The organism is Mycolicibacterium aurum, assembly GCF_900637195.1.
In the GTDB taxonomy this organism is placed as follows: Bacteria; Actinomycetota; Actinomycetes; order Mycobacteriales; family Mycobacteriaceae; genus Mycobacterium; species Mycobacterium aurum.
In genome coordinates this window covers 2,748,791-2,768,638 of sequence record NZ_LR134356.1, presented here as the reverse complement: position 1 = coordinate 2,768,638, position 19,848 = coordinate 2,748,791, and the positions used below count along the sequence as shown (strand labels likewise).

Genomic DNA, 19,848 nt, shown 5'->3' with positions numbered 1-19,848 from the left:
CGTCAGCTGGGTCCCAGCAACAGGTCGGCGTCGAAACACGTGTGGTCGCCGGTGTGGCATGCGCCGCCGACCTGGTCCACCTCGAGCAGCACCGTGTCGCCGTCGCAATCCAGCCGCACCGAGTGGACGTGCTGGGTGTGCCCCGAGGTCGCACCCTTGATCCACTGCGCACCCCGAGACCGCGAAAAGTAGGTCGCCTCACGGGTTTCCAGCGTGCGGGCGAGGGCGGCATCGTCCATCCACGCCACCATCAGCACGTGGCCGGTGGCGCGCTCCTGCACCACGGCGCTGAACAGCCCGTTGGCGTCGCGCTTGAGCCGCGACGAGATCGCCGGATCCAGCTCGCTCACCTCACCACGATCCCTTCCGCTGCCATGGCCGCCTTCACCTGGCCGATGGTCAGGTCCCCGAAGTGGAAGACGCTGGCGGCGAGTACGGCGTCGGCTCCTGCAACAACCGCGGGGGCGAAATGTTCCACCGCGCCCGCGCCGCCGCTCGCGATCACCGGCACTGTCACCGCCCCGCGTACCGCGCGCAGCATCTTCAGATCGAAACCGGTCTTGGTGCCGTCGGCGTCCATCGAGTTGAGCAGGATCTCGCCGACGCCGAGCTCCGCGCCGCGCACAGCCCACTCGACCGCATCGATGCCGGTGCCGCGCCGCCCGCCGTGGGTGGTGACCTCCCAGCCCGACGGAGTGGGCTGCGACCCCTCCGGCACGGTGCGCGCATCGACGGACAGCACGATGCACTGCGACCCGAACTGGCGCGACAGTTCCGAGAGCAGCTCGGGCCGGGCGATGGCCGCGGTGTTCACCGACACCTTGTCCGCACCGGCGCGCAACAGCACATCCACATCAGCCACCGAGCGCACACCGCCACCGACTGTCAGCGGGATGAACACCTGCTCGGCAGTGCGCCGCACCGCCTCCAGCATCGTGGTTCGGCCCGCCGACGAGGCCGTCACGTCCAGGAAGGTCAGCTCGTCGGCACCGGCCGCGTCGTATACCGAGGCCAACTCCACGGGATCACCCGCGTCGCGCAGGTTCGCGAAGTTGACACCCTTGACCACCCGGCCGTCGTCGACATCCAGGCAGGGAATCACCCGCGTTGCGACGTCGGAGGCCGTTGTCACAGAAAGTCCTTCGGATCACCGACGGAACGCACGATCTCCAGGATCGCGTCGTGCACTCCGGGCGCCGCGGCCAGCGCCGACGGCGACTCGGCCGTCCACGGCTCCCCGGCCAGGTCGGTGACGACACCGCCTGCCGCCCGCACCAGGGCCACCCCCGCGGCGTGATCCCAGATATGGTGCCCGAAACTTATTGCCCCGCCCAAGATTCCGGCGGCCACGTACGCGAAGTCGATACCGGTCGAACCGTGCATGCGCATCCGTGAGCATTCCCGGCTGAGACTCTCCAACACGGCCGCCCGGAAGCGGCCGGGATAGCGCCCGCGGGAGTCGATGTTGAACGTGCCGACGCCGACCATGGATTCCGCCAGCGTCCCGGTCGTGAGCGTGTCGAGCACCTCGCCGTTGCACAGCACGGGACCGTCGACGATCGACGTGTAGCGCTGCGACATGAAGGGGAGCCAGGTCAATCCGAGGACCGGCTGACCATCGGCGAGCAGGCTCAGCAGGATGGCAGCCATCGGCAGCCCTGCCGCGTAGTTGAATGTGCCGTCGATCGGGTCGAGCACCCACACCAGCTCGGATTCGATGGGTTCCCCACCGAATTCCTCACCGTGCACCCCGATTCCGGTCAGTTTCGTCAGCTCGGCCACCACCCGGCGCTCGATGGCCAGGTCCACTTCTGTCGCGAAGTCGTTCCCCTTCTTCGCGACGGCGGAGTCGGCGCGGTGGCCGGCGATGAACTGTCCTGACGCGGCGTCGAGCACACCGGCGGCGGTGGTGAGCAGCTCCCCGAGTTGCTGGGCGTCGACCGTCACGGGCTGACCGCGGCGAGCGCCTGCGGCAACGTGAAACGTCCCGCGTACAAAGCCTTTCCGACGATCGCGCCCTCGACGCCCTGGTGGGTCAACGTGGCGATCGCGCGCAGGTCATCGAGACTCGACACTCCGCCTGAGGCGATCACCGGTGCGTCGGTCCGTTCACAGACCTGGGTCAGCAACTCCAGATTGGGTCCGTTCAGCGTGCCGTCCTTGGTGACATCGGTGACCACGAACCGCGAGCAACCCTCGCCGTCAAGGCGTTCCAGTACGGTCCACAGGTCGCCGCCGTCGGTCTCCCAGCCACGGCCCCGGAGTCGGTACTGCCCGTCCTCGATCTTCACGTCGAGGCCGACCGCGACCTTGTCGCCGTGCTCGGCCACCACTTTCGCGCACCACTGCGGGTTCTCCAGCGCGGCGGTGCCGAGGTTCACCCTTGCGCAGCCGGTGGCCAGGGCGGCGGCCAGCGAGTCGTCGTCGCGGATTCCGCCGGACAGCTCGACGGCGACGTCGAGTTTGCCGACGACCTCGGCGAGCAGTTCACGGTTCGATCCCCGCCCGAATGCGGCATCCAGGTCGACCAGGTGAATCCACTCGGCACCGTCACGCTGCCAGGTCATCGCCGCGTCGAGCGCCGAGCCGTACTCCGTCTCGCTGCCTGCCTGACCCTGTACCAGGCGCACCGCCCGGCCCTCGACCACGTCGACGGCGGGCAGCAGGATCAGCTTCACAGCGGGCTCCACGGAATTCACGCGGGTCAATTTAGCGCCCCGACCCAGTTCGACAGTAATTCGGCGCCGGCGTCACCGCTCTTCTCCGGGTGGAACTGGGTGGCCGCCAGTGCGCCGTCCTCGACCGCGGCCAGGAACGGCACGTGGTGGGTGGCCCAGGTCAACCGCGCATCCGGGTCGCCCTCCCACTGCTGGGCGGCGTAGGAGTGCACGAAGTAGAAACGGGTGTCGGCGTCCATGCCACGGAACAGCACGCTGTCCGCGGGCGCGTCGACCACATTCCAGCCCATGTGCGGGATCACCGGCGCATCCAGCCGCACGACCGAGCCCGGCCACTGCGCGCACCCCGAGGACTCCACCCCGAACTCGACGCCGCGGGTGAACAGGATCTGCATGCCGACGCACACCCCCAGTACCGGCCGCCCGGCGGCGAGCCGCTCGGCGATGATCTTCTCGCCGCCGATGTCGCGCAGCCCCGACATGCACGACTCGAACGCCCCGACCCCGGGGACGACGAGGCCGTCGGCGTTGGCCGCCGCAGCCGGGTCGGCGGTCACCTCGACCTCTGCACCCACCCGCTCCAACGCGCGCTGCGCCGAGCGCAGATTGCCTGAGCCGTAGTCCAGCACAACGAGTTTCTTTGTCACAAAGTGCCTTTGGTGGACGGCACGCCGGTGACGCGCGGGTCGTACTCGACGGCCTGGCGCAGTGCACGTGCGACGGCCTTGTATTCGGCCTCGGTGATGTGGTGCGGGTCGCGCCCGTACAGCGTGCGAACGTGCAGGGCGATCCGCGCGTTGTAGGCCAGCGACTCGAAGACGTGCCGGTTGACGACGGTGTGATACGGCGCCGCGGACCCGGCGATCGTGAACTGCACCATGTAGTCGGGCTCACCGGTGTGCACGAAATACGGGCGTCCCGACACGTCCACGGCGGCGTGCGCCAGGCATTCGTCCATCGGGATGAACGCATCGCCGAAGCGGCGGATGCCCTTCTTGTCACCGAGCGCCTGCGAGAGCGCCTGGCCCAGCACGATCGCCGTGTCCTCGATGGTGTGGTGGCCTTCGATCTCGATGTCGCCCATCGCCTTCACCGTCAGGTCGAAGCTGGCATGGCTACCGAGCGAGGTGAGCATGTGGTCGAAGAACGGGACGCCCGTCTCGACGCTGACCTGCCCGGTGCCGTCGAGGTCGAGCTCGACGACGATGTCGGATTCCTTGGTCTTGCGCTCAACCTTGGCACGCCGCGAAGGGCGCGTCGGGGTGGGATCGGGTTGAGTCACGGTGCTCCTATCCGGGCGCTGGCAGCCAGCAGCGCGTCGTTTTCGTCGGCAAGGCCGATGGTGGTGCGCAGATAGCCGGGGATTCCGACGTCGCGGATCAGCACACCGTCATCCAGGTAGCGCTGCCAGGTGGCGGGCGCGTCGGCAAACTCGCCGAACAGCACGAAGTTGGAATCACTGGGTATCACCCGGAATCCCATACCTGTCAACGCCTCTGACACCCGCTCGCGTTCGGCGATCAGCGTGGCCACACTGCCGAGGGTGTCATCGGCGTGCCGCAGCGCGGCTCGGGCGGCCGCCTGGGTGACCGACGACAGGTGGTACGGAAGGCGCACCAGCAGCATCGCGTCGATCACGGCGGGGGCTGCGACGAGGTAACCCAACCGGCCGCCGGCGAACGCGAAGGCCTTGCTCATGGTGCGGCTGACGACGAGCTTGGTCGGATAGCTGTCGATCAGACCGATGGCGCTCGGTTGCGACGAGAACTCGCCGTAGGCTTCGTCGACGATCATGATGCCGCCTTCCTGCAACGACAGAGTGTCGAGCAGCAGCCGCAGGTCATCGATCGAGACGCTCTGCCCCGACGGGTTGTTCGGGCTCGTGACGAACACGATGTCCGGGTTGTGCTCCTTGATCGCCGAGGCGGCAGCCCCGGCGTCAAGGCTGAAGTCGTCGGCACGATGCGCTACCAGCCAGCGCGTCTGGGTGCCGTCGGAGATGATCGGATGCATCGAGTACGACGGCACGAAGCCGATCGCGCTACGGCCCGGGCCACCGAAGGCCTGCAGCAGTTGCTGCAGAACCTCGTTGGATCCGTTGGCGGCCCACACGTTCTCGACGCCGACACGATCTCCGGTCTGCGCCGTCAGATATGCGGCGAGGTCGGTGCGCAGGTCCACTGCGTCGCGGTCGGGGTAGCGGTGCAGCTCCCCCGCCACCGCACGGACCGACTCGGCGACGTCGTCGATCAGGGCCTGCGTGGGCGGGTGCGGGTTCTCGTTGGTGTTCAGCCGCACCGGCACGTCCAATTGCGGTGCACCGTAGGGCGATTTGCCGCGCAGGTCGTCGCGCAGCGGAAGATCGTCGAGAGTGATCCTGTCGCCCGGAGTCATGACTCGAACCTCCGGCGTACCGCTTCGCCGTGGCTGGGCAGATTCTCGGCGTTGGCCAACGTGATGACGTAGCCCGACACATCTTTCAGCGCAGCCTCGGTGTAGTCCACCACGTGGATGCCACGCAGGAACGTCTGTACCGAAAGGCCACTGGAATGCCGGGCACAGCCGGCGGTGGGCAGCACGTGGTTGGATCCCGCGCAGTAGTCGCCGAGACTCACCGGCGACCACGGTCCGACGAAAATCGCTCCGGCGGAACGGATCCGGCGCGCGACTTCGGTAGCGCCCACGGTCTGGATCTCCAGGTGCTCGGCGGCATAGGCATTCACGGTGCGCACGCCGGCGTCGACGTCGTCGACGAGCACGATCGCCGACTGCTGTCCGCTGAGTGCGGCGGTCACCCGCTCGCGGTGCACGGTCGTCTCCAGTTGCACGGCCAGTTCGCGGTCGGTGGCGTCGGCCAGGTCGGTGCTGTCGGTGACGAGCACGCTGGCCGCCATCTCGTCGTGCTCGGCCTGGCTGATGAGGTCGGCGACGACGTGCACCGGGTCGGCGGTGTGGTCGGCCAGGATCGCGATCTCCGTGGGCCCTGCCTCGGCATCGATACCGACCAGCGAACGGCAGATGCGTTTGGCCGCGGTGACATAGATGTTGCCGGGGCCGGTGACCATGTCGACGGGCGCGAGCTCGGTTCCGTCCGTGTCGGTGCCGCCGTAGGCCAGCAGAGCAACGGCCTGCGCGCCGCCGACCGCCCACACCTCGGTGACACCGAGCAGCGCGGCCGCGGCGAGGATGGTCGGGTGTGGCAGGCCGCGCAGGTGTGCGGGGTTCGAAGCCTGCGGTGGGCTCGCGATCACCAGGGAGTCCACTCCCGCGGTCTGTGCGGGCACCACGTTCATCACCACGCTCGACGGGTACACCGCGTTGCCGCCGGGTACGTACAGACCCACCCGCTCGACGGGCACCCAGCGTTCGGTCACGGTCGCCCCGGGAGCCAGCGTGGTGGTGGTATCGGTACGGCGCTGGTCGGCGTGCACGGTGCGGGCCCGCTCGATCGCGACCTCCAACGCGGTGCGGATGGCGGGATCGAGTTCGGCGAGTGCCGCGGTCAACAGCTCAGCGGGAACGCGCACCTGGTCGGGCCGGACACCGTCGAACGAGGCACCGTAGTCGAGTGCCGCCTCGGCGCCGCGCGCCGCGACCGCATCGACGATGGGTCGGACCTTGGGTAGGACGACGTCGACGTCGACGCCGCCGCGGGGCAGAGCCGTCCGCAACTGCGCCGCCGACAGGGTCGCGCCGCGCAGATCGATGCGCCGCAGGAGGCCGGGCGATACATTCACGCTGACCATTGTCCCAGAGCTGCACAAATCAGTATCGGAGGCGTCATGTCCGGTCGGCCCAACCGAGCCAACCACCCGAACAATGCGCCGGGTGTGCCCATGATCTTTCCGGCCTGGTTCGAGCGGCTGCAGATCAAATACATCAATCCGCTGCTCCGGCCCCTGTCGAAGCGGATGCCCGGGCTCGCCGTGATCAAGCACCGTGGACGGACGTCGGGCAAGGACTACGAGACCATCGTCACGCCGTACCGCAAAGGCACGGTGCTCGCGATCGGGCTGGCCCACGGTAAGACGAACTGGGTGAAGAACGTGATCGCCGCAGGCGAGGCGGATATCCAGATCGGGAAGAAAACCCTGCACCTGGTCCGGCCGCGGGTGCTGCCCGCCGGGACCGAGGACCCGACCCTGCCGCGGGCGGCCCAGATGGTCGCGAAGCGCTCGGGAGTGTTCGTCGCCGAAATTGCTTGACCGCGCCTGCCAGACTCATCGACATGACCTGGCAGATGTGGTTGGCGTTCTTCGGGGCAGCCATCGTGATCGCGGTGTCGCCGGGTGCCGGCGCCGTCCAATCGATGGCCACCGGCCTGACGCACGGAGTCAAACGCGGGTACTGGAGCATCGCCGGCCTCGAAGTGGGGCTGATGCTGCAGCTGACGCTCGTCGCCGTCGGCCTGGGCGCCGCAGTGGCGAATTCGATTCTGGCCTTCACCGTCATCAAGTGGCTGGGAGTGGCCTACCTGGCCTACCTGGCGGTCCGCCAGTGGCGCAGCGCGGCACTGGACCTCGACGCCCAGGTGCACCGGGCCGCTGACGGAGGCCGCATGTCGCTGGTGTCGCGGGGGTTCCTGGTGAACGCCACGAACCCGAAAGGCCTGCTGTTCTTTCTGGCCGTGATGCCGCAGTTCGTGGTGCCCACCGCACCGCTCCTGCCGCAATATCTGGCCATCGGAGTCACGATGGTCGCCGTCGACCTGGTCGTGATGGGCTTCTACACCGCGCTGTCGGTGCGGCTGCTGACCTGGCTGCGCACACCGCGGCAGCAGACGGTGCTCAATCGCGTGTTCTCCGGGCTGTTCGCCACGGCCGCCGTGGTGCTGGCGCTGTTGCGGCGGGGACCGGCCACAGCCTGATCGTCACTGGCAGCGGCCGCTGATCGCGGTACTGGCGGCCTCGGCGTCCTGCAGCCGGCCGGCCTGCACCGGATCGGTGTTGGGCACACCGGCCGTGGCCGCCGCACCGATGTCCATGAGCTGATTGGCGAACCTGCGGACTTCGCCCGCTAGATCGGTCGGGGTCGCGGGCTCCAGACGGGCCAGCAGGTACTGCCCACCGTCGAACAGCGCGATCCGCGCGTTCGCCGCGACGGCCAGCGCGCCGGCGATGTCGCCCGAGCCGCCGGGCGGCTCGGTGTTGGTGTTGGTCGCCACCGCGGTACGGACGGTGTCGAACGCCGAACAGATCGCCGTCCTGGCGTCGGTGCGCTGCGCGTCGGTGTAGTCGGGCTCGGCGTTCAGCGTGCGGACCGCCGCGAACACCGCGACGCCGAGCGCCAGGACCGCCACCACCAGGGACAGGTAGAGCACGCCGTTGCGCGACGCCGGTTCACCCATGGTCTAGAGATCCAACCCTAGGTCCAGCACCCGCACCGAATGGGTCAGCGCACCGACGGCGAGGTAGTCCACCCCGGTGCCCGCGTAGTCGGCCGCGTTCTGCAACGCCAGGCCGCCCGAGGACTCCAACTTCGTCGCCGGGGAGCGCGCGTCGCGACGCTGCACGGCGATCTGCGTCTGCCAGACCGGGAAGTTGTCCAGGAGCACCAGCTCGACATCCTCGGCCAGGACATCGTCGAGTTGTTCCAGCGAGTCGACCTCGACCTCACACGGCAGGTCCGGTGCTGCCGCCCGCACTTGACGCAGCGCGGCGACCACCGACCCGGCCGCGGCGACGTGGTTGTCCTTGATCAGGGCGGCATCTCCCAGCCCCAGACGGTGATTGGTGCCACCGCCGACCCGCACCGCGTACTTCTGCAGCGCCCGCAGACCGGGCAGCGTCTTGCGGGTGTCCCGGATCTTCGCGCTGGTTCCCGACACCGCCTCCACCCACGCCGCCGTTGCTGTCGCGACACCGGACAGATGGCACACCAGATTCAGCATCGTGCGCTCGGCGGTGAGCAGCCCGCGTGTCGGCCCCTCCACCACGAGCGCCGCGTCGCCGGCACCCAGGCGCGTCCCATCCGGGACACGGTGTTTGACGCAGTAACTTTCGGCGCCGATCACCTCGTCGAGGACCAGCAGCGCCAAGTCCAGGCCGGCGACGACGCCCTCCTCGCGGGACACCATCGATGCGATGGTCCGCGCGTCGGCGTCGACGGTGGCCAGTGTGGTCACGTCGGGTCCGTACCGCAGGTCCTCCTCGAGGGCGCGCGCGACGACCGCACGAGCCTCGGCGAATTCCTTCTCGGAAAGTGTCATATGCACCCCGCCGCGGTAGGCGCGAGATTTCTGCCGCGCGCTGTGCTGAATCCCTGCATCGGGTCGATGTCGGGGAAGTCCGACCGGTGGTGGCAACCGCGGGATTCGGTGCGCGCCAACGCCGCCTCGGCGACCGAACGGGCGACCGCCGTCAGCGCCGCGTCCTCGAAGTCCGATCGGGACCGCAACTCTCGCGGAGTCGCGGTGTCCAGGCGGTCGGCCAGCTCGCGCAATCCCCGGCCGCTGCGGACCACGGACGCGTGTCGCGTCATCGCCTGCTGCAGTGCGACTCTCGGCAGTGTGGGCCGCATCGTAGGGACCGTCTCGACGACGCGGCTCGGCCCGGCCGATGCGGCATGCTCGGCCGCGGCGTTCCCGGCGCGCCCGCCGACCACCAAACCCTCCAGCAGGCTGTTGGAGGCGAGCCGGTTGGCGCCGTGCATGCCGGTACGCGCCACCTCTCCCGCCGCGAACAGCCCGGCGACGTCGGTGCGGCCGTGCACGTCTGTCACCACACCGCCGCAGCTGTAGTGAGCGCCGGGTACCACCGGAATCGGCTGCCGGGTGGGGTCGATTCCGGCCTGCAGGCAGGCGGCGTTGACCGTCGGGAAGCGCTTCGGAAGGTTCCGAACTGCGCGGGCGTCGAGGTAGACACATGGGTCGCCGGTCTGGGCCAGGCGCGCGTCGATGGCCGCGGCCACCACGTCGCGCGGGGCCAGGTCGCCCATCGGGTGCACCCCGGAGGTGACCGAGCGGCCGTGCGCGTCGATGAGTGTCGCGCCCTCTCCCCGCAGCGCCTCGGTGATCAGCGGTCGCCGTCCCCCACTGTCTCCGGTGTGCAGCATGGTCGGGTGGAACTGGATGAACTCCAGGTCGCTGACCGCAACTCCGGCCCACATCGCCAGCGCCACACCGTCGCCGGTCGACCCGTCGGGGTTGGTGGTGGCCTGGTACAGGTGGCCGAGGCCTCCGGTCGCGAGGATCACCGACGGGGCGTACACGACTCCGAGACCGTCACCGCTGAGAACCGTCACTCCGGCAACAGCGCCGTCGTCGAGGACCAGGTCCAGTGCGACATGGTTGCGGCGAATGTCCAGGTTCTCCGCCGCGTAGTTCAGTGCGCGCTGCACCTCGGCGCCGGTTGCGTCCCCACCCGAATGGATGATGCGACGCCTGCTGTGCCCGCCTTCCCGCGTGAGTGCCCAGCGTCCCGGCTCGGACTCGTCGAAATGCGCTCCCCAGGAAACCAATTCGGTGACCGCACGGTAGCCGTCGGACACGATCGAGCGGACCGCTTCGGGGTCGCACAACCCGGCGCCGGCAGCCAGCGTGTCGGCCACATGGGACTCGATCGAGTCTCCGTCGTCGTTGTGCGCGTGCGGCAGTACGACCGCGATCCCGCCTTGGGCGTAGAAGGTGGCGGTCTCACCCGCCTTGCTCAGCAGGACGACCTTGCGGCCGCGGCGATGTGCGGCGAGCGCAGCGGCAAGCCCGGCGACCCCGGTGCCGATGACGACCACGTCGGCTCGCTGGCGCCAACCACCGCGGCCGCCGCAGCCCGTCATTCGTCGCCGCCGGGCTGCCCGATCTCGATCATCCGCTGCACGCTCAACCGTGCCGCTGCCGCCACATCTGGATCGACGTGCACCTCGTCGGCGCCATCGACGAGGCAGCGCAGCATCGCGGCGGGCGTGATCATCTTCATGTACTTGCACGACGCCCGGTCGTTGACTGCCTGGAAGTCGATTTCGGGTGCGGCGCGGCGCAACTGGTGCAGCATTCCCACCTCGGTGGCCACCAGCACCTGACGGGCACTCGATTCCCTGGCGGCGTCGAGCATGCCGCCGGTGGACAGGATCTTGACCCGGTCCGCCGGGAACGCGCCTTCGCCGGCCAGATACAACGCCGAGGTGGCGCAACCACATTCGGGGTGGACGTACAGTTCTGCGTCTGGATGGGTGCGCGCCTGGTCGGCGAGTTCATCACCGTTGATGCCCGCGTGCACGTGGCACTCGCCCGCCCACACGTGGAGGTTCTTGCGCCCGGTCACCCGGCGGACGTGCGCTCCGAGGAACTGGTCCGGGCAGAACAGGACGTCGCGATCGTCGGGAATCGACGCGACGACCTCGACCGCATTCGACGACGTGCAGCAGATATCGGTCTCGGCCTTCACCGCCGCGGTGGTGTTGACGTAGGACACCACCACCGCCCCGGGGTGCTCGGCCTTCCAGGCCCGCAGTTCGTCGGCGCTGATCGAATCGGCCAGCGAGCAGCCCGCACGCTGGTCGGGGATCAAGACGGTCTTGTCCGGCGAGAGGATCTTGGCCGTCTCGGCCATGAAGTGCACGCCGGCGAACACGATCGTGTCCTCGGGAGCTTCGGCCGCGATCCGCGACAGCGCCAGTGAGTCGCCCACATGGTCGGCAACGTCCTGGATGGCGGGCAGTTGATAGTTGTGCGCGAGCAGAGTCGCTCCGCGCAACGTGAGGAGTCGGCGCACTTCAGCAGCCCAGACCTCGTCGCCGTCCACACCGGAGAAGCCTCCGGGGCCGTCGACGATCCGGTCAGCAAGATCGTTAGCGAGGACCGTCATCGCTATCTCCTTCACTCCATCGAGGTTTTCGACTTACAATCGAAAACATGGCTCATACTAACACTGAACACGAGGTGCTCGCCGTCGTGTTCCAGGTGCGTCAGGGGGAAGCGCCGGGGGCCCGCCGTAAACCCGCACTTCACGTGCTGTTGTGGCAGCGTGCACTGGATCCCGAGCGGGGCAAGTGGTCGCTTCCCGGTGGCCGTCTCGGTGCCGACGAAGACCTGACGAGCTCGGTCCGGCGGCAGCTGGCCGAGAAGGTCGACCTCCGCCAGGTCGCCCACCTCGAGCAGCTGGCCGTTTTCTCCGCCCCCGATCGGGTGCCCGGGCCGCGCACGATCGCGTCGACGTTCCTCGGTCTCGTGCCCTCCCCCGCAACGCCCGAGCTGCCACCCGACACCCGATGGCACCCGGTCAGCGACCTGCCGCCGATGGCGTTCGACCACGGCCCCATGGTCGAGCACGCCCACAACCGGCTGGTCGCCAAGCTTTCCTACACCAATATCGGATTTGCCCTGGCGCCAGGCGAATTCGCCCTCTCGACACTGCGCGACATCTACAGCGCCGCGCTCGGGCACCCCGTGGACGCCACCAACCTGCAGCGCGTCCTCGAGCGGCGGCATGTGATCACCCGAACCGGCACCACCGCGCGGTCCGGCCGCAGCGGCGGGCGACCGGCCGCGCTGTATCGGTTTGCTGATTCTCGCTATCGCGTCACCGACGAGTTCGCCGCGCTGCGCCCACCCGGGTGAGTCGACTGGCTTCTTAACGCATTCTTAGGCAACAATGCCTGGATGGACTTGGGCAGCGTTGCACGGTCGACCGGCGCCGACTGGATCGGCCAGCCGCTGCATGAACCGCTGAAGCCCAGGTCACGGCCGCTGGTGCCGGACCAGGACCCCTTTTGCGAGCCGCCCGCCGGGTTCGAACACGCCCGCCCCGGCACCGTGCTGCGCTCCCGCGACGTCGAACTGGCGTTCCTCGGCCTGATCCCGCAGAAGTTCACTGCCACGCAGCTGCTGTACCGGACGACAGATTTCCAGGGCGAACCGCAGGCCGGCATCACCACCGTCGTCATCCCCTCCGAACGCACCTCGGAGCGACCGTTGCCGATCGTGTCCTACCAGTGCGCCATCGACGCGATCGCGGCACGCTGTTTCCCGTCCTACGCCCTTCGGCGCGGCGCCAAAGCCATCGGTGCGGTGGCCCAGTTCGAATTCCTGCTGATCGCGGCGGCACTCGCCGAGGGATGGGCCGTCTCGATTCCCGACCACGAAGGCTCGACCGGCATGTGGGGCGCCCCCTACGAGCCCGGCTACCACATCCTGGACGGCATCCGCGCCGCCATCAATCACGAATCGTTCGGCCTGACCCTGCAATCCCCCGTCGGCCTGTGGGGGTATTCCGGCGGCGGGCTGGCCTCGGCATGGGCCGCCGAGGTGCAGGACGGCTACGCGCCAGAACTCAATGTGGTGGGCGCGGTCCTCGGCTCGCCCGTCGGCGACCTCGGGCATACCTTCCGCCGGCTCAACGGCAGCATCTATTCAGGACTGCCCGCGCTCGTCGTGGCGGCGCTGTGCCACATCTACCCCGACCTCGACCGCCTCATCGACGAGCACGCCACGGTCGAGGGCAAGGCGCTGCTGCAGCGGATCCAGCGGATGACCACCGCGCAGGCGATGATCAAGATGGCCGGCAAGGACATGGCCACCCTGATCGACCGCCCGCTCGAGGAAGTCCTGCTGACACCCGAGGTCCAGCACGTGTTCAACAGCATCAAGCTGGGCACCGCCGCGCCGAAGATCCCGGTCCTGATCGTGCAGGCCGTCCACGACCGGATCATCTCCGTCGACGACATCGACGAGTTGACCGAGACCTACCTCCAGGGCGGCGCCAGCGTCACCTACCACCGCGACATGCTCAGCGAGCACCTGCTGCTGCACCCGATGTCGGCACCGATGACACTGCGCTGGCTGCGGGACCGTTTCGCAGGCCGGCCGCTGGCCGCCCACATCGCCCGGACGAAATGGCCGACACTGCTCAACCCGTCGACCTACCGGGGCATGCTTACCCTCGGAAAGATCACTGCGAAGGTGATGTTGGGGCGACGGGTGGAACGCCAGCCGTTGTCCCGATTCGACCAGTAGGCAACTCGGGATACTCGACCGGCGGCCAGGCGCCCAGGTCGTCACGCGGAGTGGCCACCGCGGCAAGAAGATAGACGATTGCGGCGACGGCAGCCGGGTAGAGCAGGGTGGCCGCGATCTGCAGCGGCGAATGACCGAAGAACACCGCGGGCGCCTCGGTGACGTAGTGCACCCGCTGCTGCTCCGACACCGGTGCTCCCGCGACGTCGACAGCGCCGTATCGCAGGTGTGCCATCAGCGTTCCGACGCCGGCCGTCATCGCCGCAGCAGCCACCGCGCCGACGACGAGCGCAAGGGCCATCGCCGGCCCACGGTGAGAGCGCCACTGCCACACCAGAACTGCCCCGACGACGGCCAGCACCGACAGCATGCCGACCACCAGGAACGCGGACGTGAACCAGTTGTCGGATTCGGCGCCCAGGAAGGCCTTCACCCGATCACCGTTGCGGGTCAACGCGACCACGCCGTGAATCGGCGGCGCCAGCCACGCCCACAGCACACCGACGACGCCACCGCCGACCACGAATCCCATCACGACCGCCAGCGCCGCCCTGCCCTGCGACACCCGGGGTGCCGAGTCCGCGGCGGTCACCGGTGCAGGTCCAGGTCGGTGGAATCGACCAGACCGTGCCGGGAGCACTTCGCCCACCAGCCGTCGGGCCTTACCTGAACGATCATCCGGCGTCCGCAGGCGGCGCAGAACCGGGGCGGCTCAAGACCGAGCTGCGCGGCGGTCGGCGTGGTCGCGCCCGCCGCATCGGCCGCTCCGACACCGGTGTAGACGTTGTAGTCACCCGCACCGACCGGGGCGGGCAATTCGCGCTCGGGTGAGATGTCGATGCCGATCACAGGGTGGCGTTGAGCGCCTTGATCGGCATCTGCAGATCGTCGAGGAGCTGCAGATCGGCCTCCGCGGGCCGTCCCAGCGTGGTCAGGTAGTTGCCCACGATGACGGCGTTGATACCGCCGAGGATGCCCTGCTTGGCACCCAGGTCGCCGAGGGTGATCTCCCGCCCGCCCGCGAAGCGCAGCATGGTGCGGGGCAGTGCGAGCCGGAATGCAGCCACGGCCTTGAGCGCCTCGGTGGCAGGCAGCACATCGAGATCGCCGAACGGCGTACCCGGACGCGGGTTGAGGAAGTTCAACGGCACCTCGTGCGGGTTGAGCTCGGCGAGGTTGGCCGCGAATTCGGCGCGCTGCTCCAGCGTCTCACCCATGCCGAGAATGCCGCCGCAGCACACCTCCATGCCGGCTTCACGCACCATGCGCAGGGTGTCCCAGCGCTCCTCCCAGGAATGGGTGGTCACGACGTTGGTGAAGAACGACCGCGCGGTCTCCAGGTTGTGGTTGTAGCGGTGCACACCCATCGCCGAAAGCTGCTCGACCTGATCCTGGGTCAGCATGCCCAGTGAACAGGCGATCTGGATGTCGACCTCGTTGCGGATCGCCTCGATGCCCGCAGCGACCTGCGCAAGCAGTCTCTCGTCGGGGCCACGCACCGCAGCGACGATGCAGAACTCGGTGGCGCCGGTCTTGGCAGTCTGCTTGGCAGCTTCCACCAGGCTCGGGATGTCCAGCCATGCGCTGCGCACCGGCGAGGCGAAAAGCCCTGACTGCGAACAGAAATGGCAGTCCTCGGGGCAGCCGCCGGTCTTGAGGCTGATGATGCCCTCGACCTCGACGTCGGGCCCGCAGTGCGCCATCCGGACCTCGTGGGCCAACGCCAGTAGATCATCGAGGCGATCGTCGGGCAGTTGCAACACCTGCAGGGTCTGGTCCTGGTCGAGACCTACGCCTCGCTCCAGCACCTGCTCGCGTGCCACCGCCAGAATGTCGCTCACCCAATCGTCTCCTCGTTTGGCCCCGTGAAACCGTCGGCCGAGCCGACACTTGAACACCGTTCAGGTTAGGGTACTGGCGTGCAGCTCCACAAACGAGACGTGGTCGACGTGGCGACGTCGCTGCTGGACAACTACGGGATCGCCGATCTGTCGATGCGACGGCTCGCCCGTGAACTCAACGTGTCCCCCGGCGCGCTGTACTGGCATTTCGCCAACAAGCAGCAGCTTCTCGGCGCGGTGGCCGACCGCATCCTGGCCCCGGTGAGCGACGCCAGCGGCCCGTGGCACGAGCGCGTCGGCGCCATCTGCACACAGCTTCGCGACGCCCTGCTGTCGCATACCGACGGCGCGGAGCTGGTCTCGGCCAGTTTCGCCGCCGGGCAGTCCGAGGCGATGACCGCGGTCGTGGGCCGGCTCGCCGTCGCCGCCGCCGACGCGGGCATCGCCATCGAGCACGCGGAGCTGACAGCCCGCACGATCATCTACTACGTCCTCGGGTTCACCGCCGACGAACAGTCGCGGTTGCAGTGGGACGCCGCAGGCGCGGACGTCGGGCAGACGGTGTGGGCCGAGGACGCCAACGCCCGGTTCGCGTTCGGCCTGCGCCTCCTCACCGACGGTGCCGCCGCCCACAGCAGGGCTGGTACACAGACACCGCGTTGAGTCGCGATGGCGGCACTACGTCGTCGAGGAGTGACCCGTGATGGTGTGCACGACCTTGGCGTCGCCATCCCAGTGCCGAAGACCGACCGCGGTCGCCGGGATGTCGCGGGTGACTGCGCCCACCCCGAAGGCGGTCGGCAGCAGGTCGAGCGGCACCCGACGCGCGAGCGTGACGTGAGGCGTCCACCGGCCAGGATCGGCATGCGGCAGCGGACCTGTCGCCGTATGCGGCAGGCTCATTCGGTGCACCTCGGCGTGCAGTGCCAGCAGCTCGGCCGAGGGGATGACGAGCCGGACCAATGTGAGAGAGTGTCCCGACCCGAACAGCATGGGCGCCCCGAGCACGCACGTCAGCGGTAGGCGGTCGAGCACCGGCCGCAGTGCCTCGTCCACGCCGTCATCGAGGTTTTCGGCCACGGTCACGGTCACGTGCGGCCGGTTGCTCGGCGACCGGTGAGCCGCCAGGCTGCGAATCCCGGCGTCGGCCAGTTCATCCCAGACCTGTCGGACCGCGGCGTCGGTCTCGGCGTCGAACAGCAGCTCGACGGAGTGCACCATCAGCCGACCAGACTCTCCACCCACGACCGGTCGAAGGCCCGTGAGCTCATCCGTTCGAAGTCCGTGACGCTCACCGATCCCGAACCGGCGGGCAGGGCGGCACGCACCGGCCCCAGCCGCGCAAGAGCGTCGCGGTTGTCGATCTCGGCCAGGCCGGGTTGGGCGGGCCATGCGCCGATGACGAGGCCGGCACTCTGAATTCCTCTGTGCGCCAATGCTTCCAGTGTCAGTGAGGTGTGGTTGAGCGTCCCGAGGCCTGGGGCGACCACGGTCAGCACCGGAGCACCGAGATCTGCGGCGATGTCACGGAGTGTCAGACCGCCTGCGCCGATCTCGACCAGCAGCCCACCCGCGCCCTCGACGAGCGTGAGCCTGTCCGGACGGTCGACCGCGGTGATCATGTCGAGGAAAGCCGCGCGTCCCGGCAGCTCCGAATTCGCCTGCTGGGCGGCCGCCAACGGCGCGAGAGGCTCGGGAAACTTTGCCAGGGAATGCAATTCGGTGATGCCCGCCAGCCGCGCCACCTCGGCGAGGTCGTCGTCGCCGTCCTTGGCGCCGGTCTGGACCGGCTTGCAGACCGCCACGTCGATACCGGCGAGGCGGGCGAAGCAGGCCAGCGTGGCGGTGGCGACGGTCTTGCCGATGCCTGTGCCCGTCCCGGTGACGACGAGAACGCTCATGTCGGCGACAGCACGTCGGTGAGAACCTGCCGGGCCAATGCCATCTCGTCGTCGGACAGCGACGCTCGAGCGGTCAGCCGCAGTCGCGAGGTGCCCGCGGGAACCGTCGGCGGGCGGAAGCAGCCGACCCGCACCCCGAGTTCCAGGCAGGCGGCGGCGGCGGAGAATGCCACCTCGGGTTCGCCGAGAATGACCGAAACCACAGCCGAGGCCGGTATGTCGGAGACGCCGCAGATCGAGGCCAGCGTTGCGGCATGGTCGAGCACACGCTGCGCGCGCCACGGCTCGTCGATGAGGACCTGCAGCGCGGCGCGCGCAGCACCGACCGCAGCGGGCGCCAGACCGGTGTCGAAGATGAACGGCCGCGCCGCGTCGATGAGATGCGCCCGGACCGCCGTCGGGCCGAGAACGACCCCGCCCTGACTGCCCAGCGCCTTCGACAGCGTCGTCGTCATCACCACGTCCGGCGCGCCGGCGAGGCCGACTTCGTCGAGCAGACCACGACCGCCGTCGCCGCGCACGCCCAAGCCGTGCGCTTCGTCGACGATCAGCAGGGCGCCGTGCCTGCGGCAGGCGTCGTGCAGCCCGCGCAGCGGGGCCAGATCACCGTCGGCGGAGAACACCGAATCCGTGACCACCACCGCGCGTTCCTCGGCACGCTCGGCCAGCGCCCGGTCGACCGCGGTGACGTCGTTGTGCGGTGTCACGACCACCCGCGCGCGGGACAGGCGGCAGGCGTCCACCAGCGAGGCGTGGGTGTAGGCGTCGGAGACCAGAAGGGATCCGGGCCCGGACAGCGCGACCACCGCACCGAGGTTGGCGGTGTAGCCCGAGGAGAAGACCAGCGCCGAGGCCGCCCCGACGAACGTCGCCAGTGCGTCCTCGAACGCTTCGTGGAGCTCGGTGTTGCCGGTGACCAGCCGGGATCCGGTGGAGCCCGCGCCCCAGGTGCGCAGCGCGGCGATGCCACCGTCGAGCACACGAGGATGCTGCGACAGCCCGAGGTAGTCGTTGGAGGCGAGGTCGAGCTCGGCGCCCACCGGTGGACGGGTCCGCAGGGAGCGTCGCAACCCCGCGGCACGCCTCTGCTCCGCGACCTCGTCAAGCCAGGCCAGCGGGGAAAGACCGACGCGCATCACGGTGCTCCTCTGGGCTTCGAACCGCTCTTGAACACCGTTCAGGTTAGTGCACGCGCCACCGCGATCATCGCTGAGGTGATCTGGTCGATCTCGCCGCGACTACAGATATAGGGGGGCATCACGTAGATCAGGTTGCGGAACGGCCGTAGCCAGACGCCATGCTCGATGGCAGTCGGCGTCGCGACAGCGAGGTCGACGGCACGGTCCAGCTCGATCACCCCGATCGCGCCCAGGACACGCACGTCACAGACATTCGGCAGCGCGACCGCAGGCGCAAGGCCGGCGCGCAGACCGTCCTCGATGGCCCGCACCTTCGCCTGCCACCCGGAAGCGAGCAACAGTTCGACCGACGCCACGCTCACCGCGCAGGCCAGCGCGTTGGCCATGAACGTCGGACCGTGCATCAGCGCGCCAGGCGGGTTGGCGCTGATCGTCGCCGCGACGTCACGGGTGCACAGCGTCGCCGCGAGGGTCAGATAGCCGCCGGTGAGGGCCTTACCGACGCACATGATGTCGGGGCAGACCCCGGCGTGGTCGGCGGCGAACATCGCGCCCGTCCTGCCGAACCCGGTCGCGATCTCGTCGAAGATCAGCAGCACGCCGTGCTCATCGCACAACCGGCGCAGGTCGGCCAGATAGCGGGGGTCGTGAAACCGCATGCCTCCGGCACCCTGGACGACGGGTTCGACGATCACCGCCGCGAGCTCATCGGCGTGCCGGGCCAGTTGCTCGGCGAACGCCGTCACGTACGCCGGGTCGTACGTGTCCGGCACCGGCGGAGCGAACACCTGATCGGCGAGCAGCGAGTTCTCCCCCGTCCACAGCTCGTGCATGCCACCCTGCGGATCGCACACGCTCATCGGCGTGAAGGTGTCGCCGTGGTAGCCGCCGCGCCACGTCATCAGCCGGCCCTTGCGGCGGTGTCCACTGCTGCGCCAGTACTGCAGCGCCATCTTGATCGCGACCTCGACCGAGACGGAACCGGAGTCGCTGAAGAACACCGTCTCCAGTCCCTCGGGGGTCACGTCGACCAGCAGTTGGGCCAGCCGCGCCGCCGGTTCGTGGGTCAGGCCACCGAACATGACATGGTTCATGGTCGCGAGCTGACGGGTGATCGCCTGGTCGAGCGCCGGGTGGCCGTGCCCGTGCACAGCGGTCCACCACGACGCCATCGCGTCGAGAACCTCGACCTCACGCCCGCCGTGACTCAGGGTCAACCAGGGACCGTGCGCCGCCACCGCCACGACGGGGGGCAGCGCCTGCTCGCCGATCGGACTGTACGGATGCCAGATGTGAGCGGCATCGATGGCGCTGATCTCGATGGGCGTCAACTCAGGCACC

24 protein-coding genes are annotated in these 19,848 nt (G+C 68.9%); 5 read left to right on the top strand and 19 right to left on the bottom strand.

Going from position 1 to position 19,848, the window contains the following annotated elements:
* Positions 1 to 2: 2 nt before the first annotated feature.
* From hisI to hisD, 8 genes are read right to left on the bottom strand one after another with little or no spacing between them, the layout of a single operon-like run.
* Entirely contained in the window at positions 3 to 350 is a 348-nt protein-coding gene (hisI, locus tag EL337_RS13195; RefSeq protein ID WP_048633846.1) for a phosphoribosyl-AMP cyclohydrolase, read from the bottom strand.
* The gene (gene hisF, locus EL337_RS13190) at positions 347 to 1,132 is read right to left on the bottom strand and encodes an imidazole glycerol phosphate synthase subunit HisF (RefSeq protein WP_048633847.1); all 786 of its coding nucleotides are present in this window, start codon (positions 1,130 to 1,132) and stop codon (positions 347 to 349) included. The genes hisI and hisF overlap by 4 nt, the downstream gene beginning before the upstream one ends.
* Positions 1,129 to 1,947, bottom strand: coding sequence for an inositol monophosphatase family protein (locus EL337_RS13185; RefSeq protein ID WP_048633848.1), 819 nt, complete (start codon positions 1,945 to 1,947; stop codon positions 1,129 to 1,131). Before EL337_RS13185 ends, hisF begins: the two co-directional genes overlap by 4 nt.
* Entirely contained in the window at positions 1,944 to 2,708 is a 765-nt protein-coding gene (gene priA, locus EL337_RS13180; protein WP_048633849.1) for a bifunctional 1-(5-phosphoribosyl)-5-((5-phosphoribosylamino)methylideneamino)imidazole-4-carboxamide isomerase/phosphoribosylanthranilate isomerase PriA, read from the bottom strand. Before priA ends, EL337_RS13185 begins: the two co-directional genes overlap by 4 nt.
* Positions 2,705 to 3,325 (bottom strand): imidazole glycerol phosphate synthase subunit HisH, encoded by a 621-nt coding sequence (gene hisH, locus EL337_RS13175; RefSeq protein WP_048633850.1) that lies wholly within the window; start codon positions 3,323 to 3,325, stop codon positions 2,705 to 2,707. Before hisH ends, priA begins: the two co-directional genes overlap by 4 nt.
* Positions 3,322 to 3,960 carry an imidazoleglycerol-phosphate dehydratase HisB gene (gene hisB / locus EL337_RS13170; RefSeq protein ID WP_048633851.1) on the bottom strand — a complete coding sequence of 213 codons (639 nt, stop codon included), beginning with the start codon at positions 3,958 to 3,960 and terminating at the stop codon, positions 3,322 to 3,324. The genes hisH and hisB overlap by 4 nt, the downstream gene beginning before the upstream one ends.
* Positions 3,957 to 5,072: a histidinol-phosphate transaminase gene (locus EL337_RS13165; protein ID WP_048633852.1), complete on the bottom strand. Its 1,116-nt coding sequence runs from the start codon at positions 5,070 to 5,072 to the stop codon at positions 3,957 to 3,959. Before EL337_RS13165 ends, hisB begins: the two co-directional genes overlap by 4 nt.
* Entirely contained in the window at positions 5,069 to 6,424 is a 1,356-nt protein-coding gene (gene hisD / locus EL337_RS13160; protein WP_048633853.1) for a histidinol dehydrogenase, read from the bottom strand. The genes EL337_RS13165 and hisD overlap by 4 nt, the downstream gene beginning before the upstream one ends.
* A 36-nt stretch (positions 6,425 to 6,460) precedes the next feature.
* On the opposite strand from hisD, the gene EL337_RS13155 reads away from it, so the two are divergent.
* Complete coding sequence (locus EL337_RS13155) at positions 6,461 to 6,883, top strand: nitroreductase family deazaflavin-dependent oxidoreductase (RefSeq protein ID WP_048633854.1); 423 nt, start codon at positions 6,461 to 6,463, stop codon at positions 6,881 to 6,883.
* A gap of 23 nt (positions 6,884 to 6,906) precedes the next feature.
* Positions 6,907 to 7,545 (top strand): LysE family transporter, encoded by a 639-nt coding sequence (locus tag EL337_RS13150; RefSeq protein ID WP_048633855.1) that lies wholly within the window; start codon positions 6,907 to 6,909, stop codon positions 7,543 to 7,545.
* A 3-nt stretch (positions 7,546 to 7,548) separates the two neighbouring features.
* On the opposite strand, the gene EL337_RS13145 is transcribed toward EL337_RS13150, so the two are convergent.
* From EL337_RS13145 to nadA, 4 genes are read right to left on the bottom strand one after another with little or no spacing between them, the layout of a single operon-like run.
* Positions 7,549 to 8,025, bottom strand: coding sequence for a hypothetical protein (locus EL337_RS13145; protein ID WP_048633856.1), 477 nt, complete (start codon positions 8,023 to 8,025; stop codon positions 7,549 to 7,551).
* Positions 8,026 to 8,028: 3 nt separating this feature from the next.
* A complete protein-coding gene (nadC, locus tag EL337_RS13140; RefSeq protein ID WP_048633857.1) occupies positions 8,029 to 8,886 on the bottom strand; it encodes a carboxylating nicotinate-nucleotide diphosphorylase in 858 nt (285 codons plus the stop codon).
* Entirely contained in the window at positions 8,883 to 10,451 is a 1,569-nt protein-coding gene (locus EL337_RS13135; protein ID WP_048633858.1) for an L-aspartate oxidase, read from the bottom strand. The genes nadC and EL337_RS13135 overlap by 4 nt, the downstream gene beginning before the upstream one ends.
* Positions 10,448 to 11,479, bottom strand: a complete 1,032-nt coding sequence (nadA, locus tag EL337_RS13130) for a quinolinate synthase NadA (RefSeq protein ID WP_048633916.1) — start codon at positions 11,477 to 11,479, stop codon at positions 10,448 to 10,450. Before nadA ends, EL337_RS13135 begins: the two co-directional genes overlap by 4 nt.
* A 47-nt stretch (positions 11,480 to 11,526) precedes the next feature.
* On the opposite strand from nadA, the gene EL337_RS13125 reads away from it, so the two are divergent.
* Together EL337_RS13125 and EL337_RS13120 are read left to right on the top strand one after the other, a co-directional pair.
* Positions 11,527 to 12,231: an NUDIX hydrolase gene (locus EL337_RS13125; protein WP_048633859.1), complete on the top strand. Its 705-nt coding sequence runs from the start codon at positions 11,527 to 11,529 to the stop codon at positions 12,229 to 12,231.
* Between the two features lie 42 nt (positions 12,232 to 12,273).
* On the top strand, positions 12,274 to 13,626 hold the full coding sequence (locus tag EL337_RS13120; protein WP_048633860.1) for a lipase family protein: 1,353 nt from the start codon (positions 12,274 to 12,276) through the stop codon (positions 13,624 to 13,626).
* On the opposite strand, the gene EL337_RS13115 is transcribed toward EL337_RS13120, so the two are convergent.
* Genes EL337_RS13115 through bioB form a run of 3 tightly spaced genes read right to left on the bottom strand, consistent with a single transcriptional unit; the run spans position 13,562 to position 15,467 of the window.
* Entirely contained in the window at positions 13,562 to 14,158 is a 597-nt protein-coding gene (locus EL337_RS13115; RefSeq protein ID WP_083443170.1) for a DUF2567 domain-containing protein, read from the bottom strand. The two genes, EL337_RS13120 and EL337_RS13115, sit on opposite strands and share 65 nt — an antisense overlap.
* A gap of 56 nt (positions 14,159 to 14,214) precedes the next feature.
* Positions 14,215 to 14,475 (bottom strand): biotin synthase auxiliary protein BsaP, encoded by a 261-nt coding sequence (bsaP, locus tag EL337_RS13110; RefSeq protein ID WP_370737188.1) that lies wholly within the window; start codon positions 14,473 to 14,475, stop codon positions 14,215 to 14,217.
* A complete protein-coding gene (gene bioB / locus EL337_RS13105; protein ID WP_048633862.1) occupies positions 14,472 to 15,467 on the bottom strand; it encodes a biotin synthase BioB in 996 nt (331 codons plus the stop codon). Before bioB ends, bsaP begins: the two co-directional genes overlap by 4 nt.
* Positions 15,468 to 15,545: 78 nt before the next feature.
* Here bioB and EL337_RS13100 point away from each other — a divergent pair, with 78 nt between their 5' ends.
* Entirely contained in the window at positions 15,546 to 16,130 is a 585-nt protein-coding gene (locus tag EL337_RS13100) for a TetR family transcriptional regulator (protein WP_048633863.1), read from the top strand.
* A 15-nt stretch (positions 16,131 to 16,145) separates the two neighbouring features.
* Here the strand turns inward: EL337_RS13100 and EL337_RS13095 are convergent, their stop codons facing one another.
* From EL337_RS13095 to EL337_RS13080, 4 genes are read right to left on the bottom strand one after another with little or no spacing between them, the layout of a single operon-like run.
* Positions 16,146 to 16,688, bottom strand: coding sequence for a 2'-5' RNA ligase family protein (locus tag EL337_RS13095; RefSeq protein WP_048633864.1), 543 nt, complete (start codon positions 16,686 to 16,688; stop codon positions 16,146 to 16,148).
* Positions 16,688 to 17,368: a dethiobiotin synthase gene (gene bioD, locus EL337_RS13090; protein ID WP_048633865.1), complete on the bottom strand. Its 681-nt coding sequence runs from the start codon at positions 17,366 to 17,368 to the stop codon at positions 16,688 to 16,690. The genes EL337_RS13095 and bioD overlap by 1 nt, the downstream gene beginning before the upstream one ends.
* The gene (locus EL337_RS13085) at positions 17,365 to 18,507 is read right to left on the bottom strand and encodes an 8-amino-7-oxononanoate synthase (RefSeq protein WP_048633866.1); all 1,143 of its coding nucleotides are present in this window, start codon (positions 18,505 to 18,507) and stop codon (positions 17,365 to 17,367) included. The genes bioD and EL337_RS13085 overlap by 4 nt, the downstream gene beginning before the upstream one ends.
* A gap of 38 nt (positions 18,508 to 18,545) precedes the next feature.
* Positions 18,546 to 19,847 carry an adenosylmethionine--8-amino-7-oxononanoate transaminase gene (locus EL337_RS13080; RefSeq protein ID WP_048633867.1) on the bottom strand — a complete coding sequence of 434 codons (1,302 nt, stop codon included), beginning with the start codon at positions 19,845 to 19,847 and terminating at the stop codon, positions 18,546 to 18,548.
* Position 19,848 lies beyond the last annotated feature (1 nt).